The organism is Dietzia sp. Die43 (genome assembly GCF_024519835.1).
Lineage (GTDB): Bacteria > Actinomycetota > Actinomycetes > Mycobacteriales > Mycobacteriaceae > Dietzia > Dietzia kunjamensis.
Genome location: NZ_JALJRF010000005.1, coordinates 207828 through 233562 on the forward strand (window position 1 = coordinate 207828; position 25735 = coordinate 233562).

Consider the following 25735-nt stretch of genomic DNA (forward strand, 5'->3'; position numbering starts at 1 on the left):
GGGGCGGGTCGGGTCGGTCAGACCCGACTGCCGGCCCGCGCGTACGCCAGGCCGCGCTCGGCGCAGGCGGCGATCGAGGCGGCGACGCCCTCCGGGTCGTCGGACATCGGCACGTGCCCGTCGGCGCTGACCTCGACCCTCGCCTGCGGGAACAACCGCGTGGCGAGTGAGACCTGCCGCACCGGCAGGACCATGTCGAACCGGCCCCACCGGATGGTGATCGGCAAATCCTCGTCGACGGGGGCGGAGAACACGAACGCCCGCCGGTCGGCCCGGTCGAGCACGGTGTTGGACACGATCGCCTCGCTGTCGATGGCCGCGGCCTCCGCCGGGTACCGCCACGGGCGGGCGCAGAACACCGCCATCATCACCGCGCGTCCGGCGGCCCGCTCGGTCAGGGCCGGGGTGTGGCGGCCGATCCGGCCGGCCGCCCGGCGGAGACTCCGGAAGACGCTCACCGTGTAGCGCCATTCGGCGTGCGAGCGGAAGAACCCCGCGGGCGACAGCGCGGTGACGCTGCTCGCCAGTCCGCGGGCGCCGAGCTCCAGCGCGAGGAAGCCCCCCAGGGAGTTGCCCGCGATGTGGGGGCGCTCCCCGGCCGGGACGACCTCCTCCAGGAGGGTGACGAGCTCGGAGACGAAGTAGTCGAGCACGTCGCCGGTGTCCGGCAGGTCCGCGGACCGCCCATGGCCGGGCAGGTCCACGACCACCACGCGGAAACGGTCCGCGAGCAGCGGCACGACCGGATCCCAGGCGTGCGCCCGGTGGCACACGCCGTGCAGTAGGACGATGGTCGGGCCGGCCCCGGTGATCTGGTGATACAAACCCATGCGATCAGTATCCACCCCGGGACGAGGTGGCGCCCCATGACGGGAGAAGTTCGGCCTAGATTCGGTGCCGCGAGGCTTCCGGGGCGGAAGCCGGTGTCGAGGGAGCAGGGTCATGGAGACGACGACGAGCGATCCGGCGATACGGGAAGGTGAGCCCGGGCGGGGACTCGCCGAGAAGTTCCGACCCATCCTGTTGCGCCTGGACCTGCTTGTCCGCCGGCAGAGCACCCAGTACGCGCTGAGTCGCGCGCAGACCTCGATCCTGCACACCCTGGCCTGCCACGGGAGGCTGCGGATGTCGGACCTCGCCCGACTCGAGAACGTCCGCGTACCGACCACCAGCAATTCGGTGAGCGTCATCGAGGCCATGGGGTACGTCGAGCGCGAACCCGACGCCTCCGACCGACGCGGGGTCTGTGTCCGCCTCACCGACCTCGGTCGGGCCCGCATCGAACAGGTCCTCGCCGATCGTGACCGGGACTTCGCCGAGCGGATGTCCTATCTGAGCCCCGAACACCGCGATCTGCTCTCCTCGGCGGTGCCCGCCCTCACCGCCCTCCTCGACGCCTTCGACGGCGATGTCGACGCCCTTCCCGACTCTCAGCAGTCCGACCCGCAGCACTCCGACGCCCCCCGGTCCGTCTAGCCTCGGGGCATGAGCACGGTTCTCGTCACCGGCGCCTCCCGCGGGATCGGGGCGGCGACCGCCCGCACGCTGTCCGCCCACCACGACCTGGTCCTCGTGGGCAGGGACGTCGATGCGCTGCAGGCCGTGGCCGCTGACTGCCGCTCAGCCCGGGTGGTGGAGGCCGACCTCACCACCGGCGACGGGGTCGCGCGCGCCGCCCGCGACATCAGCACCCTCGACGGCCTCGTCCACTGCGCCGGCGTCGCCGAACTCGGCCGGATCGACGAGTCCGAGGCCGGCCAGTGGCGCCGGGCGTTCGAGGTCAACGTGCTGGCCGTCGTCGAGCTGACCCGGGCACTGCTCCCGGCGCTGCGCGCGGCACGGGGCCACCTCGTCGTCGTCAACTCCGGCGCGGGGACCACCGCCAAACCGGGCTGGGGCTCCTACAGCGCCTCCAAGTTCGCGCTCCGCGCCGTCACCGACACCCTTCGCGGCGAGGAACCCGACCTGCGCGTCACGTCCATCCACCCCGGCCGCGTGGACACCGACATGCAGCGCGCGATCGTCGCCGCCGAGGGCCGCGACTACGACCCGGGTGCCTTCCTCCGCCCGGAATCCGTGGCCACCGCCGTCCGGCAGGCGTTGGGGTCCACTCCGGATGCGCACCCCACCGAGGTCGTCCTGCGGCCGCGCCCGCACTGACTCCCCCGTCCGGCGGCCAGGTACGTCGAACGGCTCCCCCGCCGCCGCGCGTGTCGTAACCTCTGCACCACCATGACCAGCCCGAACCCTCCTCTTCGGATCACCGTGATCGGCGCGGGCGTGATCGGTTGCTACCTGGGCGGCCGGCTCGCCCGCTACGCCGACGTGACCCTGGTCGGGCGCCCCCACGTGCTCGACCCGATCCGGGCGGTGGGACTGACCGTCGAGTCCGCAGACGGCGAGGACGCCCGGCTCCACATCCCCGCCGACGCCCTCACCCTGGCCACCGGGCCCGAGAGCGTCCGCCGCTCGGACGTCGTGCTGGTGTGCACCAAGGCCGGGCAGACCGCCGCCGCCACCGCCGAGTTCGCACCGTTCCTCCGGCCGGACACGCTGGTCGTGGGCCTGCAGAACGGTCTGCACTCGGCGGACCTCATCCGGGAACTGGTCGACAGGACCACGGTGATCCCCGGCGTCATACCGTTCAATGTCGCGCGCATCGGGCCCGCCACCTATCGGCGGACCTCCACCGGGGTGATCCGGCTCGCCGAACACCCCATGGCCGTCCCGCTGATCCGCACCATGGCGGCGGCCGAGCTGCCGGTGCGGCCCACCGACGACATCCAGGCGGTCCTCCACGGCAAGGTCCTGCTCAACCTCAACAACGCCGTCCAGGCGCTGTCCGGGCTCCCGCTGCGCACGGAGCTTCTGGACCGGGACCTGCGGCGCTGTGTCGCCCTGTGTCAGGCGGAGGCCAACCGCGTGTTCACCGCGGCCGGGGTGGTGCCGCGGGTGCCGCTGGCCATCCCCGCCGGCGCCCTCCCGGTGGTGATGCGGCTGCCCAACCCGCTGTTCCGCCGCCTCGCCCGGGCCGCGGTGCGCGTCGACGCGGACGGCACCTCGTCCATGACGGACGACCTCGTGCGCGGCCGGCCCACCGAGGTCGAGTACCTGCAGGGCAAGGTCGTGAAAATGGCCCGCACCCTAGACTTGGAGGCGCCGGCCTGCGCGCGGATGGTGGAGCTGGTGCACGAGGCCGAGGCGGCCGGCGAGGACCGGCGGCAATGGACCGGCAGGGAGCTCCTCACCGAGCTGCAGCGGGCCCGACGCCGGGCCCGCCGCCTGGCCCGGATACAGCAGATGACCGGCCAGCCGACCTGACTCCCGGTCCCCGTAGCCGATGCGGCCCCCGTAGCCGGTTCGGTCCCCGTACCCGGTTCAGTCCTCGTACCCGATCGAGAACGCGGCCTCGAGATCGTGCTTGGACTGGGTGCGGAACGCGATGTGGGTCTCGGTGTCCACCACGCCGGGGACCTTGTTGAGGCGGTCCGAGACGATGTCGGCGATCTCGTCGTTGCGCCGGGCCCGCACCAGCACGATGAGGTCGATGGTGCCGGTGACCGAGTAGACCTCGGAGACTCCGTCGATATCGGCGATGGCCCCGGCGACCTCGGGGATCCGCGCCGTCTCGGCGTGGACGAAGACGATTGCGGTGATCATGACCCCAAGGCTAGTGGAGCGGGCGTACCGTTCGCGCCATGATCCACGGGGACCTCTTCCAGTCGGCGCGCGAGACGGAGACGAACCGCCCGTTCGCCCTCCAGAACTCCAAGATGCTCAAGGTGACGCTCGCCGACCAGCCGATCCTCGCGCGGACCGGATCGATGGTCGCCTACCAGGGGCAGGTCGGGTTCGAGAACGTCGGCAGCGGCGGGATCGGCAGGATGTTCAAGGCGGCGGCGACGGGGGAGGGTGTGCCCCTCATGCGCTGCACCGGGCGGGGTGAGCTGTTCCTCGCCGACCAGGCCTCCGAGGTCCAGGTCCTCTACCTGGAGGACGACATGATCTCGGTCAACGGTGCGAGCGTGCTGGCGTTCTCCGAGGGGATCGCGTGGGACATCCACCGCATCGCCGCCAAGGGCGCCGTGATGACCGGCGGGTTGTTCAACGTCTCCCTGCGGGGGACCGGGTTCGTGGCGGTGACCACCAAGGGACAGCCGGTCGCGCTCGACGTGACCTCCGCGCCGACGTTCGCCGATCCCCAGGCCGTGGTCCTGTGGACCGCCGGGGTGACGATGGACGTCCGAGTGGACACGGGCGGGGTGAAGTCCCTGCTCCGGGGCGGGTCCGGGGAGACGTTCCAGTTGGCGTTCGGCGGCGCGGGACTGGTGGTCGTGCAACCGTCGGAGAACGTGCCCCAGGGGGCCGGGAGCCAGGGCGGCGCGTAGTCCCGCGCGCCCCGGCGACCCCGGCCGGGGCCGGAGCGGGGTTCAGGGGCATCGGGTCAGCGCATATTCTCCGGGGTCCAGTAGGCGCGCATCGAGGTGACCTTGCCCTGCTCGTCGTGGGTCATGAGGTCCCACACGTTGATGGTGGCCTTGGAGTCGGCGTCGAAGTGCGTGGTGATCTCGAAGTTGAACAGCAGGTCGTTTCCGCATACGCGGGCCTCGAGCACCTCGCCCTCGATCTTCATCGCCACGACGCTGGCGTAGAACTCGCGGATGGCGGCCTTGCCCTCGTGGACGGTGCCGTTGCCCACCGGGTCCTCGACGGTGGCGCCCTCGGCGTAGAGGTTCATCACGGCCTCGAGGTCGCCCGCGGTCAGTGCCGCGATGTAGGAGTCGGCGGTGGAACGGATCTGGTCGGGTGAGGCGCTCAAGGCGGTGGCCCTTTCGGTGACGACGACGAGGTGACCCCGAGCCTAGAACGTGTTCTCGTCCCGCGGGGGCGGACCGGGCGGAACAACGGTTTCCTTTATCGCTTGCGTCACTTGCACCGCGTGCCTACACTCCCTTCACCACCTGGAGCAGGTGCGTCGGACAACAGAGCGGGGTACGTCATGTCCACGCAGCAGACCTCACCCACACCCGCCGAGGAGGAGACGTTCAACACCGGCCGGGTGGTGCTCATCTCCCTGGTCGCAGCGTTGGGCGGCTTCCTGTTCGGCTTCGACACCGCGGTGATCAACGGTGCCGTGGACGCCGTGCAGGAGACCTTCGAGATGAACGCCGGGCTGACCGGCTTCGCCGTGTCCTCCGCCCTGCTCGGGTGCATGGTCGGCGCTTACGTCGCCGGTCGTCTGGCCGACCACTGGGGTCGCACCCGCGTGATGATCCTCGCGTCGGTGCTGTTCACCGCGAGCGCCCTGGGGACCGGGTTCGCCTTCGGCCCCGTCGACCTCATCATCTGGCGGCTGGTCGGCGGGCTCGGGGTGGGCGCGGCGTCCGTCATCGCACCGGCCTACATCGCCGAGGTCGCCCCACCGGCGATCCGCGGTCGGCTGGGATCGCTGCAGCAGCTCGCGATCGTCTCCGGCATCTTCGTCGCACTGCTCTCCGACGCCTGGCTGGCCGGCATCGCGGGCGGCGCGATCGAGGAACTGTGGTTCGGCGCCGAGGCGTGGCGGTGGATGTTCTGGGCGGAGGTGATCCCCGCCGTGACCTACGGCGTGCTCGCGCTCACCATCCCGGAATCACCGCGCTACCTGGTGGGCAAGGGCATGGTCGACCGGGCTCGCGAGGTCCTCCGCTCCATTCAGCAGGGCGGTGTCGACTCCCGGATCAGGGAGATCCGCGCGACGGTCCGCGATGACCGCAAGCGCTCGTGGCGCGACCTGGTCAAGCCGGGCGGGGTCAACCTGCTGCCCATCGTGTGGATCGGCATCATCCTGTCGGTCTTCCAGCAGGCCGTGGGCATCAACGTGATCTTCTACTACTCCACCTCGCTGTGGCAGTCGGTCGGCTTCACCGAGGAGGACGCGCTCACCCAGACGGTCATCACGTCCGTGACGAACATCGTGGTGACGATCGTGGCGATCGCACTCATCGACAAGATCGGCCGCCGCAAGCTCCTCATCACCGGGTCGGTGGGCATGACGATCTCGCTGGCCGTGATGGCGCTGATGTTCAGCACCGCGACCATGGGACCGGGCCCGGACGGCGAGCTCGCCCCACAGCTCGCCGACACCCAGGGGCTGATCGCGCTCATCGCCGCGAACGGGTTCGTCGTGTTCTTCGGCATGTCGTGGGGCCCGGCCGTGTGGGTGCTGCTCGGCGAGATGTTCAACAACCGCATCCGCTCCGCGGCCCTCGGCCTGGCGGCGGCCGCGCAGTGGCTGGCGAACTTCGCCGTGTCCACCGCGTTCCCGCCGATGGCCGAGTTCAGCCTGACGTTCACCTACGGCTTCTACGCGGTCTCCGCGCTGCTGTCGCTGTTGTTCGTGGCGAAGTTCATCCCGGAGACCAACGGTCGGTCGCTGGAGGACATGTAGCGGCGCGGCCGACCCCGCCGCCCGGCCCGGCCCGTCGACCGCAGCGACGGCGCTGGGCGGCGACGGCCTGTGAGCGCTCGCCGAGAAGAGGAATTCGCGCACTGCTTCTCGAGAGATACAGGCGAAATCCTCTGCTCGGCGGCGGGCGACGGGCGACGGGCGATGAACCCGGGTCAGGCGGCGTCGTCCGGGGTGGGGGCGGGGAAGAACAGGTCGGTCCGCAGGGTGGCTGGGTCCATGTCGGGGCTCGGCTCGGTCACGTAGACCTCCCAGAACGGGCTGCCCGGCGCGCGCCCCATCGCGCCGATCGCGCCCATGAACTCGCCCCAGGCCTGCCCGAGCCCGTCGTAGGAGCCGAGATGACTGGTCACCGCCACGTCCCCGGCCGGGAGCTCGGACGCGATGACCTGCATCCCGTCGATCTCGGACGGCTCGTCGGGGTGCAGCTCGGCCAGCGGTCGCGCCAGGGGGAACCCGATCTCCAGGTCCGCGGCGGGTTCGGGTTCCTCGGTGGTGCGCGTGTAGAGCGCGAACGCCGGCCCGGCCGGGGTGACGCCGGCGGCGAACAGGGCCGGGAAGGCCTTGCCGAAGGCCGAATCGAAGAACCCGGCGATCGTGGCCATGGGCACGCCGGTGGCGCGGACGACGGCGGTCGGCACGGCCGGTGCGCGCAGCAGCCGCACCCCGTCCACCGGCTGGGGCCCGAGGTCGGGGTACCCGGGTGGCGGGTCGGCCGGCGCGGTGTCGCGTGGGTCGTGGGACGGGGAGGATGACGACGACGACATGGTGTGCCCTCTCGCTGCGGCGGCGGTCTGTCCAGTGTGCGCCGCGGGCGGCCACCAGGGAAGACCCGCCGGGCAGCGGGCACCGCGCACCTGCGGGGCCTGCCACTGCGGCGCGGGTGGGTCGGGGGCCGCGACGGATGCGGCAGTCGCGCGCGACGGGGACAATCGGGGCATGCCGCACTACCGCCTCCACACCCCCGACCAGACGATCGACCTCGGCGACTTCGACACCGCCCAGGAGGCACTCGAGTCCGCCGTCTCCAGCCAGTCCGAGAAGCTCCCCGTCGACGGGTCGCTCGAGCTGCAGATAGGCGACGACTGGCATGCCGTCGACATCGAGGGGGACATGCCGTGACCCCCGGGCGCGGTGCGGACGCGGGCGGCGCACCCGTGGGCTCGGTGACCCAGTGCGCGACCTGCGGGGTCGAGCGCGCGGATCCGATACCGGAGGTGTGCCCGATCTGCGCGGACGAGCGCCAGTACGTGCCGTCCGGTGGGCAGCGGTGGACCGACCCGGAGGAGTCCCGGGCCAGAGGCGCATCGATCGAGTTCGCCGAGCGCGAGACCGACGTCCTCAACCTCGTGCAGATCAACTGCCCCGGCATCGGACAGAAACCGGCGCTCATCCGCACCGCGCACGGCAATGTGCTGGTGGAGGCACCGAACTACATCAGCGACGAGGCGGTCGCCGCGGTGCGCGGGTGGGGTGGACTCGCCGCGATCATCGCCTCGCATCCGCACATGTACGGGGTGCAGTCACTGTGGTCGGCGGCGTTCGACGACTGCCCGGTCTACGTCTCCGCCCCGGACGAGCAGTGGCTGGGACTGCGGTCGGACAACACGGTGGTGTGGGGCGGGGGCCACGCCGCCGACCCGGCGGAAGGCGGCGAGATCGAGATCGTGCCCGGCGTGCGCGCGTCGCAGCCCGGCGGGCATTTCCCGGGCAGCGTGGTGGTGCACTGGACCGCCCCCGACGGTCGCGGCGTGCTGTTCACCGGTGACACGATCGGTTCGGTCGCGGATCCGGGGTGGGTGACCTTCATGCGCTCGTTCCCCAACTGGATGCCGCTGTCCGGCGCCGTCGTCCGCCGGATCGCCGAGCACGTCTCGCGCTACGACTTCGACCGCATCTACAGCAACTTCGGCGGTTGCGTGCCGCAGGACGCCCGCGGTGCCGTCCAGCGTTCGGCGGAGCGCTACGCCGCCTGGGTTAACGGCGAGTTCGACCACCTCACCTGACCGGCGGTCACTCAGGGGGCTTGGCGCGCTCGGTGCGCTCGGCATGATCTTTGACCAGGGCGAGCCTGCGATCCCAGCCCCGGGACACCGCGCCGAGCAGATCGGAGATCTCGCGGATCCGATCGGGCCGGACCGCATGAACCTGCCGTCGCTGCTGTGGGCTCGCGATGACGAGCCCGGAGTCCACCAGTATTCGCAGGTGTTTGGCCACCGCCTGCCTGCTGATCCCGAGGTCGGCGGCCACCGCGCCGGCGTCGTCCGGCTGATCGGCCAACCGGACGAGGATGCGGCGGCGGGTCCGGTCGGCGAGAGCGGCGAAGACGCCGTCCGCCTCGGGCGCGAGCAGGCCCGATCGCCCCTCCCCCTCGGCCGCTCGGGCGTCGGCGGGGGCGTCGCTCACGCCCGATCCTCCGCCCGGCGCCGGGCGAGGTCGAGTTCGGTCTCCCACCCGGCGGAGTTCTCCTCGAACCGCTGGCGGCGCATCACCGCGTCGCTGCTCAGGCCGGCGAATCCGGTCTCCCGCACCGTGAGCACCACGCCGGAACCCTGCGGCTCGACGGTGAACTCGATCGTGTTGGACGGGAACTCGTCGACGCTGCCGACCTGCCCGCCCAGCCAGCGGAACACCGCCCGGCGGGGCGGGTCCAGCTCGACGGTGCGGATGCTGAACTCGCCGTGCACCGGGTCCACCACGCGCGAGACGTCACCCTCGGTGGTGATCTCGTGCTCGGTCCACTCGCCGTCGTTGATGAACCATCCCGGTTCCGAGACGATGCCCCACACGGTCTGCGCCTCGGCGTCGATGCGGATGCTGCGGACGATCTCGTCCGGCACGTCGTCGGTGGTCGTATCAGGTCCGGTTCCGGCCGTTCGGTTCTCGCTCATGGGACTTCCCTCCCTCGCGGTGCGTTCCGCTCGGTGGACGCTGGGTCGCGGGGTGCACCTGTGGCTCCACCATGGCACGGGCGCAGCCGTAGTGCAACCCCTCGGTTGCACTAACCCTCACGCGAGCCCGCGAGCTGCCCGCGGCGGCCTCAGTCCGTCGCCGTCTCCGCCGCGGCGAACTCCCAGAAGCGCTCCGCGATCGCCGGGTCCGACGCCTCGGCGCTGCGTCCGATGAGCGTCGGTATCCCCCGCAGGTGCCGCATCGCGTCCGGCCCGGTGTAGCTGCACGGCGGCAGCGGACGGGTCGCGGCGAACATAGTCGTGAGGGCGGCCTGCGCGGCGGGCTGGGCGAAGAGCGAACACACGCCGGTCACCACCCGATCGATCGCCGCACTACCGGTGGCATCGGAGATCCCTGTGGCCGCCCAGCCGGGGTGGGTGAGCTGCACGCCCACGCCTGCCGCAGCCGCCTCGGCTCTCCCGTCCCGCAGCCGCTGGTCCAGCGCCAGGCCCCACAGCATGTCGCCGAGCTTGGACTGGGCGTAGGCCGCGGCGGGGGTCCACCGTCGACGGCGAAAATGCGGGTCATCGACATCGAAGGATCCACTCTTGTGGGCGTTGGACGCGACGATCACCACCCTCCGACGCACCAACGGCAGCAGCAGGTTCGTCAGCAGGAACGGGCCCAGCACGTTGACGCCGAGGAGCATCTCGAACCCGTCGGCGGTCTCGCACCGGCGTGGGGTGATCGCGCCGGCGTTGTTGACCAGCACGTCGATCTGCTCGACCTCCCCGTCGGCTTTCTCGCCGGCCACCCTGCCGATCTGCCCGCCGGCCCGCCCTTCGGCGTCGCCACCACCGACGCCGGTCAGCTCGCCCGCCGCCCGACGGACGCTCTCGAGCGAGGCGAGGTCGACCTCCACCACCCGGGTTTCACCGGGCAACTGCGCCGCCACCTGCCGCCCGCGCTCGGTGTCACGGACGGCGAGGATCACCCGCGCTCCCGCCCGGGACGCCGCCCTGGCCGTCTCCAACCCGACCCCGCTCGTCGCGCCGGTGATGAGCCAGGTCTGGCCGGCGAGGTCAGGGATGTCAATGTGCGCGTGAGCCACGGAGTCAGGGTACGGATTGATGTACGCGAATGAATGTAGATCGCTCGTTGGTCCTCTGGTCCTGGTGCAAGTGCCGGGGCCTCCGGCGGATGACAAACAGTCGCCATAGGAGAATTCTCCGCCGACGTCCGATATGTCGCAGAACGGCACTAATGTTGTCTCCACTAACCGAGGCCTCAGTCCCCTTCCGCTCAGGAGTCCGCATGCCGTCGTCATCGATATTCACCGAATCGATCCTCAGGAAAGGTTCGTTGGAAGTGACGGTCCGGCACTTTCCTGCCACCAACTACGCTCTGGCGCACAACGCGATCCCGGTGATTCACGAGGTCGAGGCGATCAACCGGAGCTCGAGCGCGCGCACGAGCCGTGTCACCGTCGTCACTACTCTCGTCTCTGCCGGCGGACGCGAGCTAGCCGCCAGCACGACAGTTGACATCCCCGCTATCGAGCCGCGCACCCGGTTCTTTTCTCCGGACCGGGGGTTAGTTCGTCCTCATCTGGCAGAGATCGTCGGTCGGACCGAAAGCTATCCCGCGGACCTGGAATTGCGACTCGAGGGTGACCCGGACGTGGGCGTCGACACCATCAGTGCTGAAGACCTGGCAGAAGAGGCGGACCTCACGGGCCGGGAGGTTGACCTGGCCGAGGCAACCGTTGTGCGCCCGCAGTTCCGGATCCTCGCCGAGAACGAGTGGTTCAACGCCCCCGCGTTCTTCGAATCACTCACGGCGTTTATCCAGCCCAACACACCCGAGGTGCAGAAGATCCTCGCAGGTGCGTCCCTGTTGCTCCAGGAACGGACGGGCGACTCGTCTCTACAGGGATACCAAGCGGGTGCAAAACGTGCCGCAACCATTGCGTTAGCGATCTATGAAGCGCTCAAAGCCGAGGGAATTCGCTACATTAACCCGCCCGCCTCGTTCGAGAACACCGGGCAACGCATCCGGTCGACCTCCGAGGTGTTGACTACCCGCTTCGGCACCTGCATCGATCTGGCCGTGACATACAGCGCTGTCTGCGAGGCGGCCGGCCTGCACCCAGTGGTGGCGATGGTGGAGGGGCACGCCCTAACGGGGATCATGCTGGCCGAGCAGTCCCTGGCCAGCCCCGTTCTCTTGGAAGCGGGAGCAATCCGCAACCTCGTGACCTCGAACGTTCTCTTGCCGCTTGACGCAGTGTTCTACGAAAACGTCGGCTTTGCGGAGGCCAGCGCGCGTGGACGGGAAATACTGTCGAACAGCTCTGTCCGCGGACTCATCGACGTCGCCGCGAGTCGACGTGACGGGATGCGTCCGCTCCCCACAGAGTCGGCCGGGCAGTCCGATGTCCAGTCAGAGCCGGCGGAAACGCCGACGCGCAGCACCGCCGACGACTGGGTGCTGCCCGCCGTCGCGGGTCCTGAGGACGACGACGAGGTGGACCGCGCCATACGCTCGGACGATTCGCCGGCTCGCGTGCGGAACTGGAAGCAATCGCTGCTCGACCTCACCTTGCGGAACCGGCTGCTCAACATCAAGCCCGGGGCGGACGTGCTGGAGCTGATCCTTCCCTCCGAGGGATTGGCGGAGTTGGATGACCTCATTCACGCCGGAACGTCGGTGGAACTTCTCGGCAAAGACGCGGTCACCGACTTGCGTCGCCTCCAGGGGATCTCCGACGTCACGGAACTTCCCCACGAGCAGCTGATGGATGAACTGTCCTCTCGCCGCCGGGTACATGTCGAAGTCACCGAAGGCTCGTACCGCAATCGACTCCGCGGCCTGGCGCGAAGCGTCCGCACGCTGTTCGAAGAGACAGGCAGCGCCAACCTATACCTCACCCTGGGCAGCATGGAGATCACCACCTCCAACGGCAAGCCTGCACAGGCACCGCTTTTCCTCATCCCGGTCAAGATCACCGGAGGATCCGGCCGCTCGCGCTACGCGATCACCGTCGACACCTCGGCCCAGGCCACGCCCAACTACACGCTCGTGGAATGGTTGCGCGCCAAGCACGAGGCCGTGATCCCGGCTCTCAACGAGCCACCACTGGACTCCAGCGGCCTGGACATCCATCGGGCCCTGGCCGAGATCAGCCGGTCTCTGGCCTCGCACTCGCTCCCGTACGAGGTGCGGGAGAGCGCCTTCGTGGGCATCTGCAAATTCTCCACCTACGGGATGTGGCGCGACCTCGATCTGCACTGGAAGTCCTTCAACAGGTCTCCCGTGTTCCGACATCTCGTGGAGAAATCCGGGTCGTCCTTTGGCGATCCGGCCGGTGATACCGATCTTCGCGACATCGAGGTACGCGAAGAGCGGCTGACGTTGCCGATCGCAGCCGACGGCGCTCAAATGAGGGCGGTCGTCGCTGCCGGACAGGGCCGCACGTTCGTACTCGAGGGCCCGCCCGGAACCGGAAAATCTCAGACCATCACCAACCTCATCACGCACAGCCTCCTCGAGGGCAAGACCATCCTGTTCGTAGCCGAGAAGCAGGCCGCCCTCGACGTGGTGAAATCCCGCCTGCAGAAGGTGGGACTTGCCGACTTCACCCTGGACCTCCACGGGGTGGACCAGAAGCCGGCAAGCATTCGTCGACAGCTCAAGGCGTCGATAGACCTGAAAGTGGACTACGACGACCGATCGTGGCGCACTGTCGTGGACCGTTACCGTGCTCGCCTCGCCCCACTTGAGGAGTATCCAGGCAAGATCCACACAGCAAACGCCGCCGGTTACTCACTGTGGAGTGCGGTCACCGCACTGGACGAATGCGGGCCGGGCGCGGTCCTGCCCGTAGATCCGCGGCTCGTCGGAGACGGGCAGATTGACGAACTCCTTCTCGAAGACGCTTTGCGTGACTTCGAGCGTCTGGCACGAAGCGTCACGCCCGGGGCGAACCCGGATTGGGACCTCGTCGGGCCCGGTGCTGCCACCGCTACCGACGAAGAGCTGTCGGCAGTCGTCGCGCGGTTGCGTTCGGCACTAGGGGCTCTACCCGAACCGGTCCGGCACGCCATCGAGGCCGCCTCGGCACGGCAGGGCACGGACGGGGTACACGATTCAGTCGCGTGCCCCACGGACGCCCTTACCCCTCTGGTCGCCCACCTGACCGAGCTGCACGATCACGGCGAGGTCCCCGCACGCGATCTCGACTCGGGTCCGAGTCGAGAGTTGGCGGACAGCTACCGACAACTCGCGGTAGCGGTGCAGTCGTTCACGCAGCGCGTCGCCCCGGTTCGAGCAATCGTTCCCGATCGCGCGTTGATCTCCGGGGACTTCGCTGCAGTCGCCCAACTCGCGGCAGCCATCGACGAGAAGATGTTCGGCAAGAAGAAGCGCCGCGCCGCCTTCGACACCGCCCTGTCCGAACTCGTAGCGGATTCGTCCGTCGTTGCTCCGGAACGGTTCGCCGACCTCGCTGCCGACGTCGCCCGGGCGCGGCAGGAGATGAACGATCTCACTGACCAGCTGAACAGTCTTCTCGTCTCCAGCCCGCACTTCGGCCGCGGTTGCCTGGACGAGACACTCCCCATGGAACTGCACAAAGAGGCGTCCACTCTCGACGCCATCGCGGACTCCATCGAGGCCCAGGCCCGGTTCGCCCGCGACCATGCCCCTCTTCGGGAGATGATCGCCCAGCACGGCGTGGGCTACTCGGACATCGCCGCGATCCGCGAGTTCGACGAAGCCTGGGCGCAGATGCAGACGGTCCTGGACATTTCGCCGAAACGACTGGGGCTCTGGGCCAACGATGCGCCGTGGCTGAGCCGGGTGCGCGAGGCGGCCCCCCGGTGGGCCGACGAGCTCTCCGCCGGCGGCGGCGGGGTGGTGCGGCGGACCGCGGAGATGGTGCGGTCGCTCACCCCGATCATGCAAGCGGGACTGGACAAGGCTGTCGATGTCCTGCTGTCCGGGGGGATTGATCCGGTGGAGACGACCGTGGCACTTCGCCGAGGGCTCGCCGAGGCCTCCGTGTCTGAGCGTTCAGCCGTGTTCGGTCTGACCGGTTTCGATCCGATCATCCGAGACGGCGATGTCGAGGAGTTCGACCGCGCTGCGCTCAGAATCCGGGAAGAAGCCCCCAACGCGTTGGCGGCGCGTCTCCTTGACGCCCGGCCCTTCCGTGCTGACCGACTTTCCGGCGAGGTCGCTGAGCTGAGTCGCCAGCTCAACGCCAAGCGGGGCGGGTTGAGCTTCCGGCGCCTCATGGAGCGGTACGGCGAGGCCATCACTTCTGCCGCTCCGTGCTTGTTCGTCTCCCCGACTTCACTGGCGACGTTCGTCCCCGCCGACGGCCCCTTGTTCGACCTGGTGATCTTCGATGAAGCCTCGCAGGTGACTGTCGACCAGGCCGTCGGAGCATTGGGACGGGCGCGTTCTGCTGTGATCGTCGGGGACAGCCAACAGATGCCGCCCAGTAAGTTCGGCTCCTCCTCCGGAGGGACCGACGACGACTTTGATATCGACTCGGACGCCGAGGTGGTCCCGGCCGACCTGGACAGCATCCTCACCGAATGTGTGGAGTCCGGGTTCCCGCGTCTGTGGCTCTCATGGCACTACCGTTCCCAGGACGAGCGGCTGATCGCGTTCTCCAATGCCCAGTACTACGACGGAGAACTGTCCAGCCTGCCCTCTCCAGGCGGCGAGCCCGATGCAGGGATCGAGCTCCGACGAGTCGACGGGCATTTCTATCGCTCCATCCCCCGCCAATGGCCGGGCGGCGAGGCGCCTGGGTTCCGCCACGGCATCACGCCCCGGATGCGCACCAACCCTGTCGAGGCCGAAGCTATTGTCGACCACATCATCGAGCGGGTGAACGATCCCGTGCTGTCCGGGCAGTCGATCGCCGTGGTGACGTTCAACATCCAACAACGCGATCTCATCATGGACGCGTTGGAAGCAAGCGTCGACCCCCTGGTCAGCGCAAGGCTGAGCGACGACGAGGACCCGCTGGTGGTCAAGAATCTTGAGAACGTCCAGGGAGACGAGCGGGACGTCATCCTGTTCTCCACAGCGTTCTCCGCAAAGTCGCCCGGGGAACGTCTGCCGATGAACTTCGGGCCGCTGAGCCGAACCGGCGGCGAGAAGCGACTCAACGTCGCCGTGACGCGGGCCAGGCGAAAGGTCGTGGTGTTCTCCTCGTTTGACGCCGCGGACATCGATCTCGCCCGCACGTCCTCCAAGGGGCTCGCAGACCTACGTGGATATCTCGAGTCAGCCCACGTCGACGCCGCCGATGAGCGTTCCGCGGCACGCGTCAAGAACTCGATTCGTGACGATCTAGCCGAACGACTTCGGACAGAGGGGTTCGAGGTGAGCTGCGAGTACGGCCTCTCCGACTTCACCGTGGACCTCGCCGTGCGCCATCGCGATTCCGAGCGCTGGGAATGCGCGGTTCTTCTGGACAGCAAGCGGTGGGCTGACATGCCGACGGTGGCCGACAGAGAGATGACTCCGGGCCTGCTTGGCGGCATGATGCGCTGGGGTTCGGTGGCGCGGGTCTGGCTGCCCGAGTGGCATGCGCATCCGGATGAGGTGGTGCAGAAGATCAGCAAGGCCGTTCGTAGCGCTGCCGCAGTGCTGGCGGAGCGGGATCGGGAGTTCGAGAACGCCCGCCGGATCGCGGAGGAGCGATTGATCGCGGACCGCGAGCGGGAAGCCGAGCGCCTCGCCGCTGAGGCCGCCGCGGACGCGGATGAGCCTGGAGAGATTGAGTCCGTCGAGTGGGCTGAGGCCGACGATATTGCGGTCGAGCAGTACATCGAACAGGAAGCCGTTCCCACAGCGGCCGAGCCCGAGCAACCACCGGCGCCCCGGTCGGATTCCGCGTCGGAGCCGCCCGTCCGGTCGACGGTGCTCGCGGAAACGAATCCCGTGCCCGCCCCGGTGTCTGCCGGGGACCGGAAGCTCGTCCGGCAGGTCGGGTTCAATCGTGTCGCCGACGAGCAGCTGGGGACCAAGGATGATCTCCTGGCGCCGGTCTCGCCTGAGGTTCGGGAGCGGATCAACACCAGACTTCGAGAGGTGGTGGACACGGAGGCCCCGATGACCCCGGACGAGCTGGCGCGGCGGGTGGGAACGTGTTTTGACGTACGCAGGGTCTCCTCGAAGATTCGCGAGGTCCTGTTCGCCGACCTGCCCCCCCAGTGGCTCCATACGACCCACGGCGAGGAGTTCGTGTGGCCCAACGGGGTGCAGCCGGAGAATCTGGACACCTTCCGTCTCGATACGGAGCGAGCACTGACGGATCTACCGCTCGAGGAGATCGTGAACGTCATGATCGATTCCAACCTGGCCCGGTTCGACTCGGACGAGGAGCGCTTCCGCCACGTGCTGGACAGGTTCGGGATGAAGCGCCTCACGGCTGGGGTCCAAGACCGTCTCGCACAAGCTTGGACAGTGGCGCGGTCGAGGTAGCGGCGCACACTTGCACGTCGGACCTGGTCGTTAATTGGCGTCAGCAATCCCCGGAGAGCTCGGTTTGCTTATCTGCTGTTGACGATCTAAAGACTCTGGACCAACGTTGCTTTGTACGAGCACAAGGTTGGCAAGCTCGCCGCAGCCGGACTGAACGGCCAGGTCCGTTCTCCACGGCACATCAACCAGCTGATGGTGAACATGACAGCCTCACCCACATTGAAGACGGCGGCGACTTCGCACTGCTCATAACCTCAGAACCGAGGCCATATCGACGCTGAGCGAAATGGAGGCTGATCGACGACTTCTCCGAAGCTGACAATCGGCCGTACGTCGCGGTCAGCGTTGTTCTGGTAATTGCTCGGCCGCGGCACCCGCCTGCGCCCGCTCTGACCTCTCAAAGTCCGCAGTGATCTGCGGGCGCGGTGACAATCGCCATGGAATAGGCGCGGGCTCTGTCCCCATACAGACCTTGAACTAGCGTTCTCGTTTCGTTCGTCTTGCAATTCCAACTCGTAGTTGGAGTCCGGACGCGGTGCTCCTCGTTCACCCGAAACCGGCCAAGGTACAGGGTCGAACACTTCGCCGCAGATTAGGCTAATTCAGTATGAACTCCCTCACCGCTCGGCGCTCCCCGCGGACGCTCACGGTGGCGGCAGCGGCCCTCGTCGTCGTCGCTTCCCTCACCGCTCCGACCGCGAACGCGCAGCCCGCGCCCAACCCCGAGCCCACCTGGTCCGGGCTCGACACCCGCGAATGGAACCTACCCGTCCCCTCCCCCGGCGTCGCCGCGGCGACGGTCCCGCTCGACCCGGCCCTCTCGCTGCCGCAGGCCGGGCGGGCGGTGCGGCAGGCATACGGGACGGTCGACCAGCACGGCCGCACCGCGATCGCCACGTCCGCCGTGTTCCTCCCGCACGGAACCCCGCCCCCCGGCGGCTGGCCCGTCGTGGCGTGGGCGCACGGCACGACCGGCCTCGGCGACGACTGCGCTCCGTCCACCCAGCCACGCTCCGAGCGCGACGCCGACTACCTCGGCCACTGGCTGGACCGCGGATACGCCGTGGTGGCCGCGGATTACGTGGGACTCGGCACCCCCGGGCTGCTCAGCTACCTCAACGGGCAGGCGGCCGCACGCGGGATCGTCGACTCGATCACCGCGGCGCGAGCAGACGGACTGCCGCTGTCCGCCAAGTGGGGACTCGTCGGGCAGTCGCAGGGCGCCGGCGCCGCACTCGTCACCGCGACCCGTGCCACCGCACTGGGCGCGCCGGCGGGCCTCGACTACCGGGGCGTCGTGGCGACCGGCGCGCCGGCGAACATAGAGCACTTGTTCCAGTGGGGCGGCCCCGGATTCCCGCCGGTGAACCTCCCGACCGGGCTCAACCTGTACGCGATGTACATCCTCGCCGGGTTCCGCGACCAGCACCCGGAGCTCGACATCAACGGGCTCCTCACACCGCAGGGTCGCGAGATGGTCGACGCCGCCGAGACGCTCTGCTACTCCGCGATGCGGGAGAAGGTCGGCGGCTTCCAGGTTTCGCAGGCGCTGGCGCGGCCACTGCAGGAGATCCCCGACGTCTTCGGACACCTCCGCCGCTACATGGGCACGCCGGCAATGGGCTACGACCGGCCCGTGTTCCTCGGCCAGGGGCTGCTCGACATGGACGTGCCCGCCCCCTCGGCGCTGTCACTGGCTGCGGAGATGTCCCTCAACGCGCAGCCGCTCGAGCTGCACGTCTACCCGGACCGGGACCACAGCGGGACCGTTTACGCCGCCATCCCGGACGCCACCGCGTTCCTCGACCGGGTCATGAGGTGACGCCGGGGTGACGAGCCCGGGGTGGCCAAGCGGTCATCGCCACCCCCATCTACACCGACCGTCCATATGTGGCACTTCATAAATGCTGGCCAGCGTCAACGGCGTTAGTGCGGCTGGCGTGACACCCGTCATAATTGTTACCGACTTGTCACCCAGCGCGATTTCAGGTTAGAGTTTCGCCATCGCCGCGCGGGGATGGTTCAGGGACTCCCCGCGCGGCTGACTTAATTTCGGACGACGGTGGGATTCCTAGAACGTGTTCTAGTAGCGTGGGGGGCATGAGCGCCCTCGACTTCGAGTCCACCAGCAAGACCATCACCGCCGGCCGCTTCGAGCTGCACTACCACGAGGCGGGCGAGCAGAGCGTCGCCGAGCCCGAGAGCGCGGTCCCCGTCCTCTTCCTGCACGGATCCGGCCCCGGCGTGACCGCGTGGTCCAACTTCGCCGGCAACTTCCCCGTCTTCGCCGAGCGTTTCCACACCATCCTGCTGGACATGCCGGGATTCGGGAAGAGCTCCGACCTGGAGTGGGAGAAGGCCTACCCGCTCATCGCCGCCGAGGCTATCGACGCGTTCTGCGAGGCCAAGGGCATCGAGAAGGTCGACATCATCGGTAACTCCATGGGCGGCAACGTCGCCTGCGAGACCGCTCTGGCCTACCCGCACCGGGTCCGCAAGATGGCGCTCATGGGCCCCGGCGGCCTGGCTGCTCCCCTGTTCACGCCCGAGCCGAGCGAGGGATCGCGTCGGCTGTTCGAGTTCCTCGCGGAGCCGTCCGACAAGGCCATGGCGGCCTGGGTCGACACGATGGTCGGCAACAAGAAGGTCGTGGACGAGGACCTCATCCGCGCCCGCACCGAGGCCGCCACCGCCCCGGGCGCCGTCGAGCGGATGTACTCCGTGTTCGGCTCGATCCTCAAGCCCGAGAACGCCTACACACCGCTGTACGCCCGCGCCTCGCAGATCCGGCAGGAGACCATGCTCATCTGGGGCCGCGACGACCGCATGCTCCCCTACGAGCAGGCCCACTTCGCCTTCCGCCAGCTCCCGCGCGCCGAGCTCCACGCCTTCTCCCGCTGTGGCCACTGGGCGATGATCGAGCAGAAGGACAAGTTCGAGCGCCTGGTGATCGACTTCCTGCTCAACTGATCCGGCGGCGGCGCGGGATGGGCAGCGGCGCGGGCGCCATGGCCGGTCTCGGCAGTGCCGGGGCGGGGTCAGGCGTTAGCCTCGGACCATGACCGACACGCCGCAGCCCGACCAGCCCGCCGTCGACCCGCAGACCGGCGAGGACCTGTCGTGGAAGCAGACCCCGGTGGCGATCGTCCTGCTCGACCGGCCCGCCCCCGGCCACGACGAGGTCGGTGAACTCCTCACCGAGATCTTCGAGGGGTCGTACGAGGTCGAGCGGGGCAGCGACGACGACCCCGCCACCGCCGTCTACGTCGAGGACGCGACGGTCATCGTGTCCGCGGTCGACGCGCCGGTGCCCGAGGCCATCGAGTACACGCGTGACCTGGCCGCCTGGAACGGCGGCGAGGCCGTGGTGGAGTCGCACCGGTCCCAGGTCGTCGTGGCCGCGTTCCGGTGGGGACCGATCGGGGACGACGGCGAGCCGGGCGAACCCGAGTACCTGGACCCCCGGCTCGACACGCTCCGTTGCGAGTTGGCGGTCGCGAACGTCACGGCGGCCCTGACCGCGCTGCCCGGCGCGGTGGCCGTGAGCGTGGGCGGCGCCGCGGCGACCCTGCCGGCCGGCCCGTACCGCGATCTCGTGACGGGCAACCCCGTGCCGGCACCGGCGCTCGTCGGGGTGCGGGCCGGGATGCAGACCGAGACCACCTCGTGCGTCTACACCAGTGGGATGGGCCGATTCGGTCGCATGGACCTCGAGCGACTCGACGTGGACGCTCCGCCTGCGGCCGTCTACGCCGAGATGTGCAACCTCGTGGCCTACTCGCTGGCCACCGGGACGATTTTCCAGCCCGGCCTGACCCTCGAGGTGGGCGGCCCACAGCCGCTCGTCGCCACCGCCGGGGTCTCACCGTTCACCGGGCAGGAGATCCTCCGGTTGGCACCCGCCGACCAACCGTGAACCCCGCCGGCCGGCCGTGAACCCTAGGGGCGCTGGCGGCCGTTCCGCTCGACGACCAACCGCGTGGTGGCGGCCAGCTGGAACGGCCGGATCACCGGCTCGATGCGGCTGATCAGCCGCTCCTTCTTGAGCTTGGCGATCACACTGCGCACCAGCTCAGGCAGCGGGTTCCCGGCGTGGTCGACCAGCGGGTAGATCCGCACCTCCGGCGCCACGCGGGCCATCTCCACGATCGCGTCGACATGGTCGGCCAGATCCATGCGGTCGGCATAGGTGAACAGCAGGTGCGAGCACAGCACCAGTTCGGCCGAGTCGTCGGCGAGAGGGAGCGAGGGAAGAGCCCCGGCCACATACCGCTCGGGGGCGGTGGCCAGGTGGCCCAGCATCCGGTCGGCCGCCGAGCGGCGGATGACCTCGTGCCCCACGACCCCGCCGCGGACGTCCCAGTCATAGTCGAACTCGCGCGCGTGTTTCTGCGCCAAAGACCGCTCGACGTCCTCGAGGATCCGGCCGCGGAGGTCGTCCGCGCCGAGCGCGTACTGCGGGTCCACCGCGACGGCGTCGCCACCGGCCGCACAGATCTCGGCCACCACGCTGGCCGCGCCACCGGGGCAGTCGACGATGCGCCCCTTCAGGTCGGCCTCGTCCAGGCCGAACATATCGGTGTACTCGTCCAGCGACCGTGCACTGACGAGGACATCGGTGTCCTCGAGCGCGTGGAAGGTGGTGTGGGGACTTGCGGTCACCTGGGGACTCTCCTGAAGTCGGCTGGCCCGGTCCTGTTCCGGGCCGTGGGGTCTGAGGCGTTGACCCGGGTTCCGTCGGAGACCGTCTCGCATGGCGGATGCGGCCCGACCGATCCCGGCGGGCCCTCGCATCGTCGGTACTACGCCAAGACGGCGTGGGCGATGCGGGACCACGTCGGTCCGGATCGCCAGCACATCAGCACGTCTTTGGGCACGCTCTCACCGTAACAGCGGGGTCGGACACCGGCCACCGAAATGTTCACGGTGATCAGAAAGGGCTGCCACACGAGGGCCCGGACGGCCGTGAGGTGGGACACACCTACGACTCGACACGCGTTAGGGTTCTGTCCCAACGGCGCGGGCCCACTGCCGCGCGGTCTCGACCCCGGGAGCATTCGTGAGAACACCGTCCAGCCGGCGCACACCATCCGGACCCTCCACCGTCGCCGCAGCGCTCGCGCTGGCCGTCGCGGTCGCCCTGGCCCCCGCCCTGGCCCCTGTCGGCGCGCCCGAGGCCGCCGCCCAGGGGTCGTCGACCGCGCCGGATCGCACCGCGTTCTACGTCCCGCCGGCCGAGCTCCCCGCCGGCCCGGGCGCGATCATCCGCACCCAGCCGATGACCATCACTCCGAGCCTGCCCGATGTGATGAACGGCGGTGCACTGCCCGCCGACGCCCAGCGGATCATGTACCGCTCCACCGGCGCCGCGGGCGGACCGATCGCCGTCACCGGCACGTTCCTGCAGCCCAAGGCACCCTGGACCGGCCCCGGGCCGCGCCCGCTCGCGGTGGTCACGCCCGGCACGCAGGGGCAGGGCGACCAGTGCGCGCCGTCGCGCTCCATGGAGGTGGGCCTGGGTATCCAGACCGCGCCCCCGTCGATGGCCGCCGGGTACGCGATCATCGACGCGCTCACGATGGTGATGGAAGGCTTCGCCGTCGTCGTCACCGACTACGAGGGGCTCGGCACGCCCGGCCACCACCCGTACGTCAACCGCAACTCCCAGGGCCGGTCGGCCCTCGACGCCGCCCGCGCGGCGGTGCGGCTTCCCGGCACGGACCTCGCGCCCGACTCCAAGACCGTGGTCAGCGGCTACTCGCAGGGCGGTGGCGCCGCCGCCGCGGCCGGGGAGATGCAGCCGGACTACGCACCCGACGTGAACCTGGTCGGCATCGCGGCCGGGGCGCCGCCGTCCGACATGCTCGGCACGCTCGACCGCGTGGACGGCGGACTGCTCACCGGCGCGGTGGGGTACGCGATCAACGGCATCCTGCAGGTCCACCCCGAGCTGCGGCCGGCGTTCGACCGGCATCTCAACGCCGAGGGGCAGCGCATGCTCGAGGTGACCGCCGGGCAGTGCGTCGCCGAGACCGCGTTCGCCTACGGCCTGAAGCGCACGAACGAGTTCACCGTGGACGGCCGCTCGCTCGGCGACGCCGCCCGGTCGGAGCCGGAGATCGTCCGGGTGTTGGAGGGCTACAACCTGGGCAGGGTCGCGCCGGCGGTGCCGGCGCTGGTCATGATCGGCAGGAACGACGACGTCGTGCCGCACCACACGGCCGTCGACCTCGTCCGCGACTGGTGCGAACAGGGCACCACCGTGGAGCTGCGGACGGCCGAGGTGCCGTCGATCGCCCCCGGCCTGGTGATCGACCACGCCATCCCGATGCTCTCCGAGCGGTCCACGAACGCCCGCTACCTCATGGACCGCGTCCTCGACCGCCCGGCGCCGAGTTCCTGCGGGGCGGTCTGAAGCGGCCGGCGCGCCTCGGACCGGGCCGGTCCGGGGCTGGCCGGGGCGGTGCGGGCCCGCCCCGGTTCAGGGCAGGTTGTGGTGGAACGCCTGCTGCTGGCTGAGGCGGGAAATCCGCCAGCCGTCGCCCGTGCGGACGAAGTCGAGCAGGTACCAGAGCCCGTAGAAGAACACCTGCTGGTCCTTCTCCTCCACCGGCTTCAGCGCCATCGGGTTGAAGCACATGCAGCGCCCGGTGGCCGAGTCGCCGTCCAGGCTCACCTCGAGGTTGCCCATGAGGTGCTGCGTGGCGGCGAAGATCGGCAACATCTCGACCAACCACGCGCGCACCGCCGGGTAGTCGTCCTCCGGGCCGCCGGAGGCGGCGTAACTCACGCGGGCGTCCGGCGTGAACACCCGGTCCAACCCGTCGAAGTCGCGCGAATCGATGCAGGTCGCGTACCTGGTCATGAGGTCCTGCAGGTCCCAGCGATCGGATAGTTCGACCAGTGTTCGGCTCATGCTCCCTACGCTAACGTGAGCCCTATGCAGTACGAGGAGGAAGTCCGCGCCCGCGAGGCGATCGAACAGCTCAAGTACCGGTACTGGCGGGCCTGTGACGCCAAGGATCCCGAGGGCTTCCGGTCCTGCTTCGTGGCCTCCGGTGGGGTGCTGGACTTCGGCCCCCTCGGGCGGACCGACCCGGACACGATGGTCGGGATCTTCCGTCAGATCGCGCTCGCGACCGCCTCCGACGGTGGCCCGCGGATCCTCGACATGCACCACGGCTTCATGCCGTCGATCGTCGTGGAGGGCGGCGGACCGAGCAGCCCGCCGCGGCGCGCCACCGGGACCTGGACCCTGCAGTTCCGCCAGGTGGACCGGGACAAGGGCACCGAGACGCTCTCCACCGGTGAGTACTCGGACGTATATGTAGTGGAGGGCGACGGGATCGAGGACGGCCGCTGGGTGATGGCCGAGTGCCTGTTCACCCCGGGCTGGTCGGTCACGCGGACCCTCGACGACGCGACCGTGACGTACCCCGAGGTCCACAGCGCCCCCGGGGCCGCCACCGCCGGAGCCGACTCGTGAGCGCCCGCGTCGCCCTGGTGACCGGGGGCAGCCGCGGCGTCGGACGCGGGGTGGCCACCGCGCTCGCCGACGCGGGGTGGGTCGTCTACGTCACCGGTCGGTCCGCCGAGCGGTTGCAGGGCACGATCGACGCGGCCTCCGGCGCCCCGGGTGAGATCCGCCCACTCGAATGCGACCACTCCCGGGATGACGAGATCGTCGCCGTCGTCGCCCGGATCACCGAGCAGGCCGGACGCCTGGACCTGCTGGTCAACAACGTGTGGACCAACCCCAAGGGCTTCATGGGGTTCAACGGCAAGTTCTGGGAGCGACCCGCCGGCGACTGGGACGCCCTCATGGGCGTCGGACTGCGCGCGCACTACGTCGCCAGCTGCGAGGCCGCCAAGGTGATGGTGCCGCAGGGCTCCGGGCTGATGGTGAACATCTCGTCGTTCGGTTCTCGCGCACCGTTCCACACCGTGCTCTACGGGATGAGCAAGACCGCCCTCGACAAGATGGCCTCCGACATGGCGCACGAACTCGCCGGCACCGGGGTCTCCACCCTCTCGCTGTGGTTGGGCCTCATCCGCACGGAGCTGCTGCTGTCGCTGGGGATGGACGACTTCAACGGCTTCCCGCTGGACCGCGCCGAGGACCCCACCTTCGTCGGACGGGTCATCGCCGCCCTCGCCGAGGACCCCGACCTGGCCCGGATGAGCGGCTCGACCGTCATCACCGCCGAGTACGGGCGCGAGAAGGGGATAAGGAACGACGACGGCGAGGTGCCCCTGTCGCACCGGGGTGCCTTCGGCGGGGGTCCGCTCTTCCCGCCGGTGACGGACGAGCAGTTGGGTCTGGACACGGTGGACGAGGTGGCCGCGGCGGGCGGTCACAACGGGTTCGGCGGGAGGATCGAATGACATCTGCCGAGTTCGGTGAGATCAACGACCCGCTCGAGCGCCTCGAGCGGAACGAGCGGCAGGGCACCCTGGCCTTCCGGTATGTGCTGCTGTCGATAGTCGCGATCGTGACCCTGGCGACGGTGATCGTCATGCTGCAGGGCGGCATCAACGACGAGTGCACGGACGACGGGGCGCTGTGTATGACCGCCGACCGCGTCGAGGTGGTCGTCCTGCCGCTGCTGCTGTCGATCATCCTGGCGGTGATGGCGGGCGTGACGACCTACCGGCGGTGGAAGCAGCGCATCCGGTGGCGGCCGTGGCTGTACGCGACCTATGCGATGTGGATGGTCACCACGGCGTACCTGATCGTCTCGTCCTCGGCGGTGTTCGTCCGGGCCGGCTGAGGGCGGCCACTTCCCCGGAGACCCCGCCCACGCACGACATCCGCTACCCGGATTCCGGATCGGCCCTGTGGCTCAGGCTGGTTGTGAGTCGGCGATGGGCGCTGGCGGGAGGGTGTCG

24 protein-coding genes are annotated in these 25735 nt (G+C 69.4%); 15 read left to right on the top strand and 9 right to left on the bottom strand.

Features of this window, described 5'->3' with window-relative positions; all coding sequences use genetic code 11:
- Positions 1–17: 17 nt before the first annotated feature.
- Entirely contained in the window at positions 18–830 is an 813-nt protein-coding gene (locus NR111_RS06100; protein ID WP_256820261.1) for an alpha/beta fold hydrolase, read from the bottom strand.
- A 112-nt stretch (positions 831–942) separates the two neighbouring features.
- On the opposite strand from NR111_RS06100, the gene NR111_RS06105 reads away from it, so the two are divergent.
- The 3 genes from NR111_RS06105 to NR111_RS06115 all read left to right on the top strand — a co-directional run bounded on the left by NR111_RS06105 (position 943) and on the right by NR111_RS06115 (position 3321).
- Complete coding sequence (locus NR111_RS06105) at positions 943–1476, top strand: MarR family winged helix-turn-helix transcriptional regulator (protein WP_069389855.1); 534 nt, start codon at positions 943–945, stop codon at positions 1474–1476.
- A gap of 9 nt (positions 1477–1485) precedes the next feature.
- Positions 1486–2160: an SDR family oxidoreductase gene (locus NR111_RS06110; RefSeq protein WP_256820262.1), complete on the top strand. Its 675-nt coding sequence runs from the start codon at positions 1486–1488 to the stop codon at positions 2158–2160.
- Positions 2161–2232: 72 nt separating this feature from the next.
- Positions 2233–3321, top strand: coding sequence for a 2-dehydropantoate 2-reductase (locus NR111_RS06115; RefSeq protein WP_256820263.1), 1089 nt, complete (start codon positions 2233–2235; stop codon positions 3319–3321).
- Between the two features lie 57 nt (positions 3322–3378).
- Here the strand turns inward: NR111_RS06115 and NR111_RS06120 are convergent, their stop codons facing one another.
- On the bottom strand, positions 3379–3660 hold the full coding sequence (locus NR111_RS06120; RefSeq protein WP_067720093.1) for an Lrp/AsnC family transcriptional regulator: 282 nt from the start codon (positions 3658–3660) through the stop codon (positions 3379–3381).
- Positions 3661–3698: 38 nt separating this feature from the next.
- Here NR111_RS06120 and NR111_RS06125 point away from each other — a divergent pair, with 38 nt between their 5' ends.
- Positions 3699–4388, top strand: a complete 690-nt coding sequence (locus NR111_RS06125; protein WP_069389857.1) for an AIM24 family protein — start codon at positions 3699–3701, stop codon at positions 4386–4388.
- 56 nt (positions 4389–4444) lie between these two features.
- On the opposite strand, the gene NR111_RS06130 is transcribed toward NR111_RS06125, so the two are convergent.
- Entirely contained in the window at positions 4445–4819 is a 375-nt protein-coding gene (locus NR111_RS06130; RefSeq protein WP_119192317.1) for an SgcJ/EcaC family oxidoreductase, read from the bottom strand.
- Between the two features lie 180 nt (positions 4820–4999).
- Here NR111_RS06130 and NR111_RS06135 point away from each other — a divergent pair, with 180 nt between their 5' ends.
- Complete coding sequence (locus tag NR111_RS06135; protein WP_096906381.1) at positions 5000–6430, top strand: sugar porter family MFS transporter; 1431 nt, start codon at positions 5000–5002, stop codon at positions 6428–6430.
- A gap of 173 nt (positions 6431–6603) precedes the next feature.
- Here the strand turns inward: NR111_RS06135 and NR111_RS06140 are convergent, their stop codons facing one another.
- Positions 6604–7215: a GyrI-like domain-containing protein gene (locus NR111_RS06140; protein ID WP_256820264.1), complete on the bottom strand. Its 612-nt coding sequence runs from the start codon at positions 7213–7215 to the stop codon at positions 6604–6606.
- Between the two features lie 172 nt (positions 7216–7387).
- Here NR111_RS06140 and NR111_RS06145 point away from each other — a divergent pair, with 172 nt between their 5' ends.
- Both NR111_RS06145 and NR111_RS06150 read left to right on the top strand, forming a co-directional pair.
- Positions 7388–7570: a hypothetical protein gene (locus NR111_RS06145; protein WP_154830990.1), complete on the top strand. Its 183-nt coding sequence runs from the start codon at positions 7388–7390 to the stop codon at positions 7568–7570.
- On the top strand, positions 7567–8454 hold the full coding sequence (locus NR111_RS06150; RefSeq protein ID WP_256820265.1) for a hydrolase: 888 nt from the start codon (positions 7567–7569) through the stop codon (positions 8452–8454). Before NR111_RS06145 ends, NR111_RS06150 begins: the two co-directional genes overlap by 4 nt.
- Positions 8455–8461: 7 nt before the next feature.
- Here the strand turns inward: NR111_RS06150 and NR111_RS06155 are convergent, their stop codons facing one another.
- The 3 genes from NR111_RS06155 to NR111_RS06165 form a co-directional block, all read right to left on the bottom strand.
- A complete protein-coding gene (locus NR111_RS06155; RefSeq protein ID WP_256820266.1) occupies positions 8462–8854 on the bottom strand; it encodes a metalloregulator ArsR/SmtB family transcription factor in 393 nt (130 codons plus the stop codon).
- Positions 8851–9339 carry an SRPBCC domain-containing protein gene (locus tag NR111_RS06160; RefSeq protein WP_256820267.1) on the bottom strand — a complete coding sequence of 163 codons (489 nt, stop codon included), beginning with the start codon at positions 9337–9339 and terminating at the stop codon, positions 8851–8853. The genes NR111_RS06155 and NR111_RS06160 overlap by 4 nt, the downstream gene beginning before the upstream one ends.
- A gap of 149 nt (positions 9340–9488) precedes the next feature.
- Positions 9489–10451: an SDR family NAD(P)-dependent oxidoreductase gene (locus NR111_RS06165; RefSeq protein WP_256820268.1), complete on the bottom strand. Its 963-nt coding sequence runs from the start codon at positions 10449–10451 to the stop codon at positions 9489–9491.
- A gap of 203 nt (positions 10452–10654) precedes the next feature.
- On the opposite strand from NR111_RS06165, the gene NR111_RS06170 reads away from it, so the two are divergent.
- The 4 genes from NR111_RS06170 (at position 10655) to NR111_RS06185 (ending at position 20762) form a co-directional block, all read left to right on the top strand.
- The gene (locus NR111_RS06170; RefSeq protein ID WP_256820269.1) at positions 10655–16846 is read left to right on the top strand and encodes a DUF4011 domain-containing protein; all 6192 of its coding nucleotides are present in this window, start codon (positions 10655–10657) and stop codon (positions 16844–16846) included.
- A gap of 607 nt (positions 16847–17453) precedes the next feature.
- Entirely contained in the window at positions 17454–18668 is a 1215-nt protein-coding gene (locus tag NR111_RS06175) for a lipase family protein (protein WP_256820270.1), read from the top strand.
- Positions 18669–18946: 278 nt separating this feature from the next.
- Positions 18947–19816 (top strand): alpha/beta fold hydrolase, encoded by an 870-nt coding sequence (locus NR111_RS06180; protein WP_120285743.1) that lies wholly within the window; start codon positions 18947–18949, stop codon positions 19814–19816.
- A gap of 88 nt (positions 19817–19904) precedes the next feature.
- A complete protein-coding gene (locus NR111_RS06185) occupies positions 19905–20762 on the top strand; it encodes a DUF4261 domain-containing protein (protein ID WP_256820271.1) in 858 nt (285 codons plus the stop codon).
- 23 nt (positions 20763–20785) lie between these two features.
- On the opposite strand, the gene NR111_RS06190 is transcribed toward NR111_RS06185, so the two are convergent.
- Positions 20786–21508, bottom strand: a complete 723-nt coding sequence (locus NR111_RS06190; protein ID WP_256820272.1) for a class I SAM-dependent methyltransferase — start codon at positions 21506–21508, stop codon at positions 20786–20788.
- Between the two features lie 397 nt (positions 21509–21905).
- Between NR111_RS06190 and NR111_RS06195 the strand changes: the two genes are divergently transcribed.
- Entirely contained in the window at positions 21906–23261 is a 1356-nt protein-coding gene (locus NR111_RS06195; RefSeq protein ID WP_256820273.1) for a lipase family protein, read from the top strand.
- 66 nt (positions 23262–23327) lie between these two features.
- On the opposite strand, the gene NR111_RS06200 is transcribed toward NR111_RS06195, so the two are convergent.
- Positions 23328–23762 carry a nuclear transport factor 2 family protein gene (locus NR111_RS06200; RefSeq protein ID WP_119193130.1) on the bottom strand — a complete coding sequence of 145 codons (435 nt, stop codon included), beginning with the start codon at positions 23760–23762 and terminating at the stop codon, positions 23328–23330.
- Between the two features lie 24 nt (positions 23763–23786).
- Here NR111_RS06200 and NR111_RS06205 point away from each other — a divergent pair, with 24 nt between their 5' ends.
- From NR111_RS06205 to NR111_RS06215, 3 genes are read left to right on the top strand one after another with little or no spacing between them, the layout of a single operon-like run.
- The gene (locus NR111_RS06205) at positions 23787–24332 is read left to right on the top strand and encodes a nuclear transport factor 2 family protein (RefSeq protein WP_119193129.1); all 546 of its coding nucleotides are present in this window, start codon (positions 23787–23789) and stop codon (positions 24330–24332) included.
- On the top strand, positions 24329–25231 hold the full coding sequence (locus tag NR111_RS06210; protein ID WP_256820274.1) for an SDR family NAD(P)-dependent oxidoreductase: 903 nt from the start codon (positions 24329–24331) through the stop codon (positions 25229–25231). Before NR111_RS06205 ends, NR111_RS06210 begins: the two co-directional genes overlap by 4 nt.
- Complete coding sequence (locus NR111_RS06215) at positions 25228–25617, top strand: hypothetical protein (RefSeq protein WP_206473922.1); 390 nt, start codon at positions 25228–25230, stop codon at positions 25615–25617. The genes NR111_RS06210 and NR111_RS06215 overlap by 4 nt, the downstream gene beginning before the upstream one ends.
- Positions 25618–25735 lie beyond the last annotated feature (118 nt).

Coding starts and splice junctions, on each gene's coding strand:
- NR111_RS06100 (WP_256820261.1), bottom strand. CDS start 830: ATGGGTTTGTATCACCAGATCACCGGGGCCGGCCCGACCATCGTCCTA.
- NR111_RS06105 (WP_069389855.1), top strand. CDS start 943: ATGGAGACGACGACGAGCGATCCGGCGATACGGGAAGGTGAGCCCGGG.
- NR111_RS06110 (WP_256820262.1), top strand. CDS start 1,486: ATGAGCACGGTTCTCGTCACCGGCGCCTCCCGCGGGATCGGGGCGGCG.
- NR111_RS06115 (WP_256820263.1), top strand. CDS start 2,233: ATGACCAGCCCGAACCCTCCTCTTCGGATCACCGTGATCGGCGCGGGC.
- NR111_RS06120 (WP_067720093.1), bottom strand. CDS start 3,660: ATGATCACCGCAATCGTCTTCGTCCACGCCGAGACGGCGCGGATCCCC.
- NR111_RS06125 (WP_069389857.1), top strand. CDS start 3,699: ATGATCCACGGGGACCTCTTCCAGTCGGCGCGCGAGACGGAGACGAAC.
- NR111_RS06135 (WP_096906381.1), top strand. CDS start 5,000: ATGTCCACGCAGCAGACCTCACCCACACCCGCCGAGGAGGAGACGTTC.
- NR111_RS06140 (WP_256820264.1), bottom strand. CDS start 7,215: ATGTCGTCGTCGTCATCCTCCCCGTCCCACGACCCACGCGACACCGCG.
- NR111_RS06145 (WP_154830990.1), top strand. CDS start 7,388: ATGCCGCACTACCGCCTCCACACCCCCGACCAGACGATCGACCTCGGC.
- NR111_RS06160 (WP_256820267.1), bottom strand. CDS start 9,339: ATGAGCGAGAACCGAACGGCCGGAACCGGACCTGATACGACCACCGAC.
- NR111_RS06170 (WP_256820269.1), top strand. CDS start 10,655: ATGCCGTCGTCATCGATATTCACCGAATCGATCCTCAGGAAAGGTTCG.
- NR111_RS06175 (WP_256820270.1), top strand. CDS start 17,454: ATGAACTCCCTCACCGCTCGGCGCTCCCCGCGGACGCTCACGGTGGCG.
- NR111_RS06180 (WP_120285743.1), top strand. CDS start 18,947: ATGAGCGCCCTCGACTTCGAGTCCACCAGCAAGACCATCACCGCCGGC.
- NR111_RS06185 (WP_256820271.1), top strand. CDS start 19,905: ATGACCGACACGCCGCAGCCCGACCAGCCCGCCGTCGACCCGCAGACC.
- NR111_RS06200 (WP_119193130.1), bottom strand. CDS start 23,762: ATGAGCCGAACACTGGTCGAACTATCCGATCGCTGGGACCTGCAGGAC.
- NR111_RS06205 (WP_119193129.1), top strand. CDS start 23,787: ATGCAGTACGAGGAGGAAGTCCGCGCCCGCGAGGCGATCGAACAGCTC.
- NR111_RS06215 (WP_206473922.1), top strand. CDS start 25,228: ATGACATCTGCCGAGTTCGGTGAGATCAACGACCCGCTCGAGCGCCTC.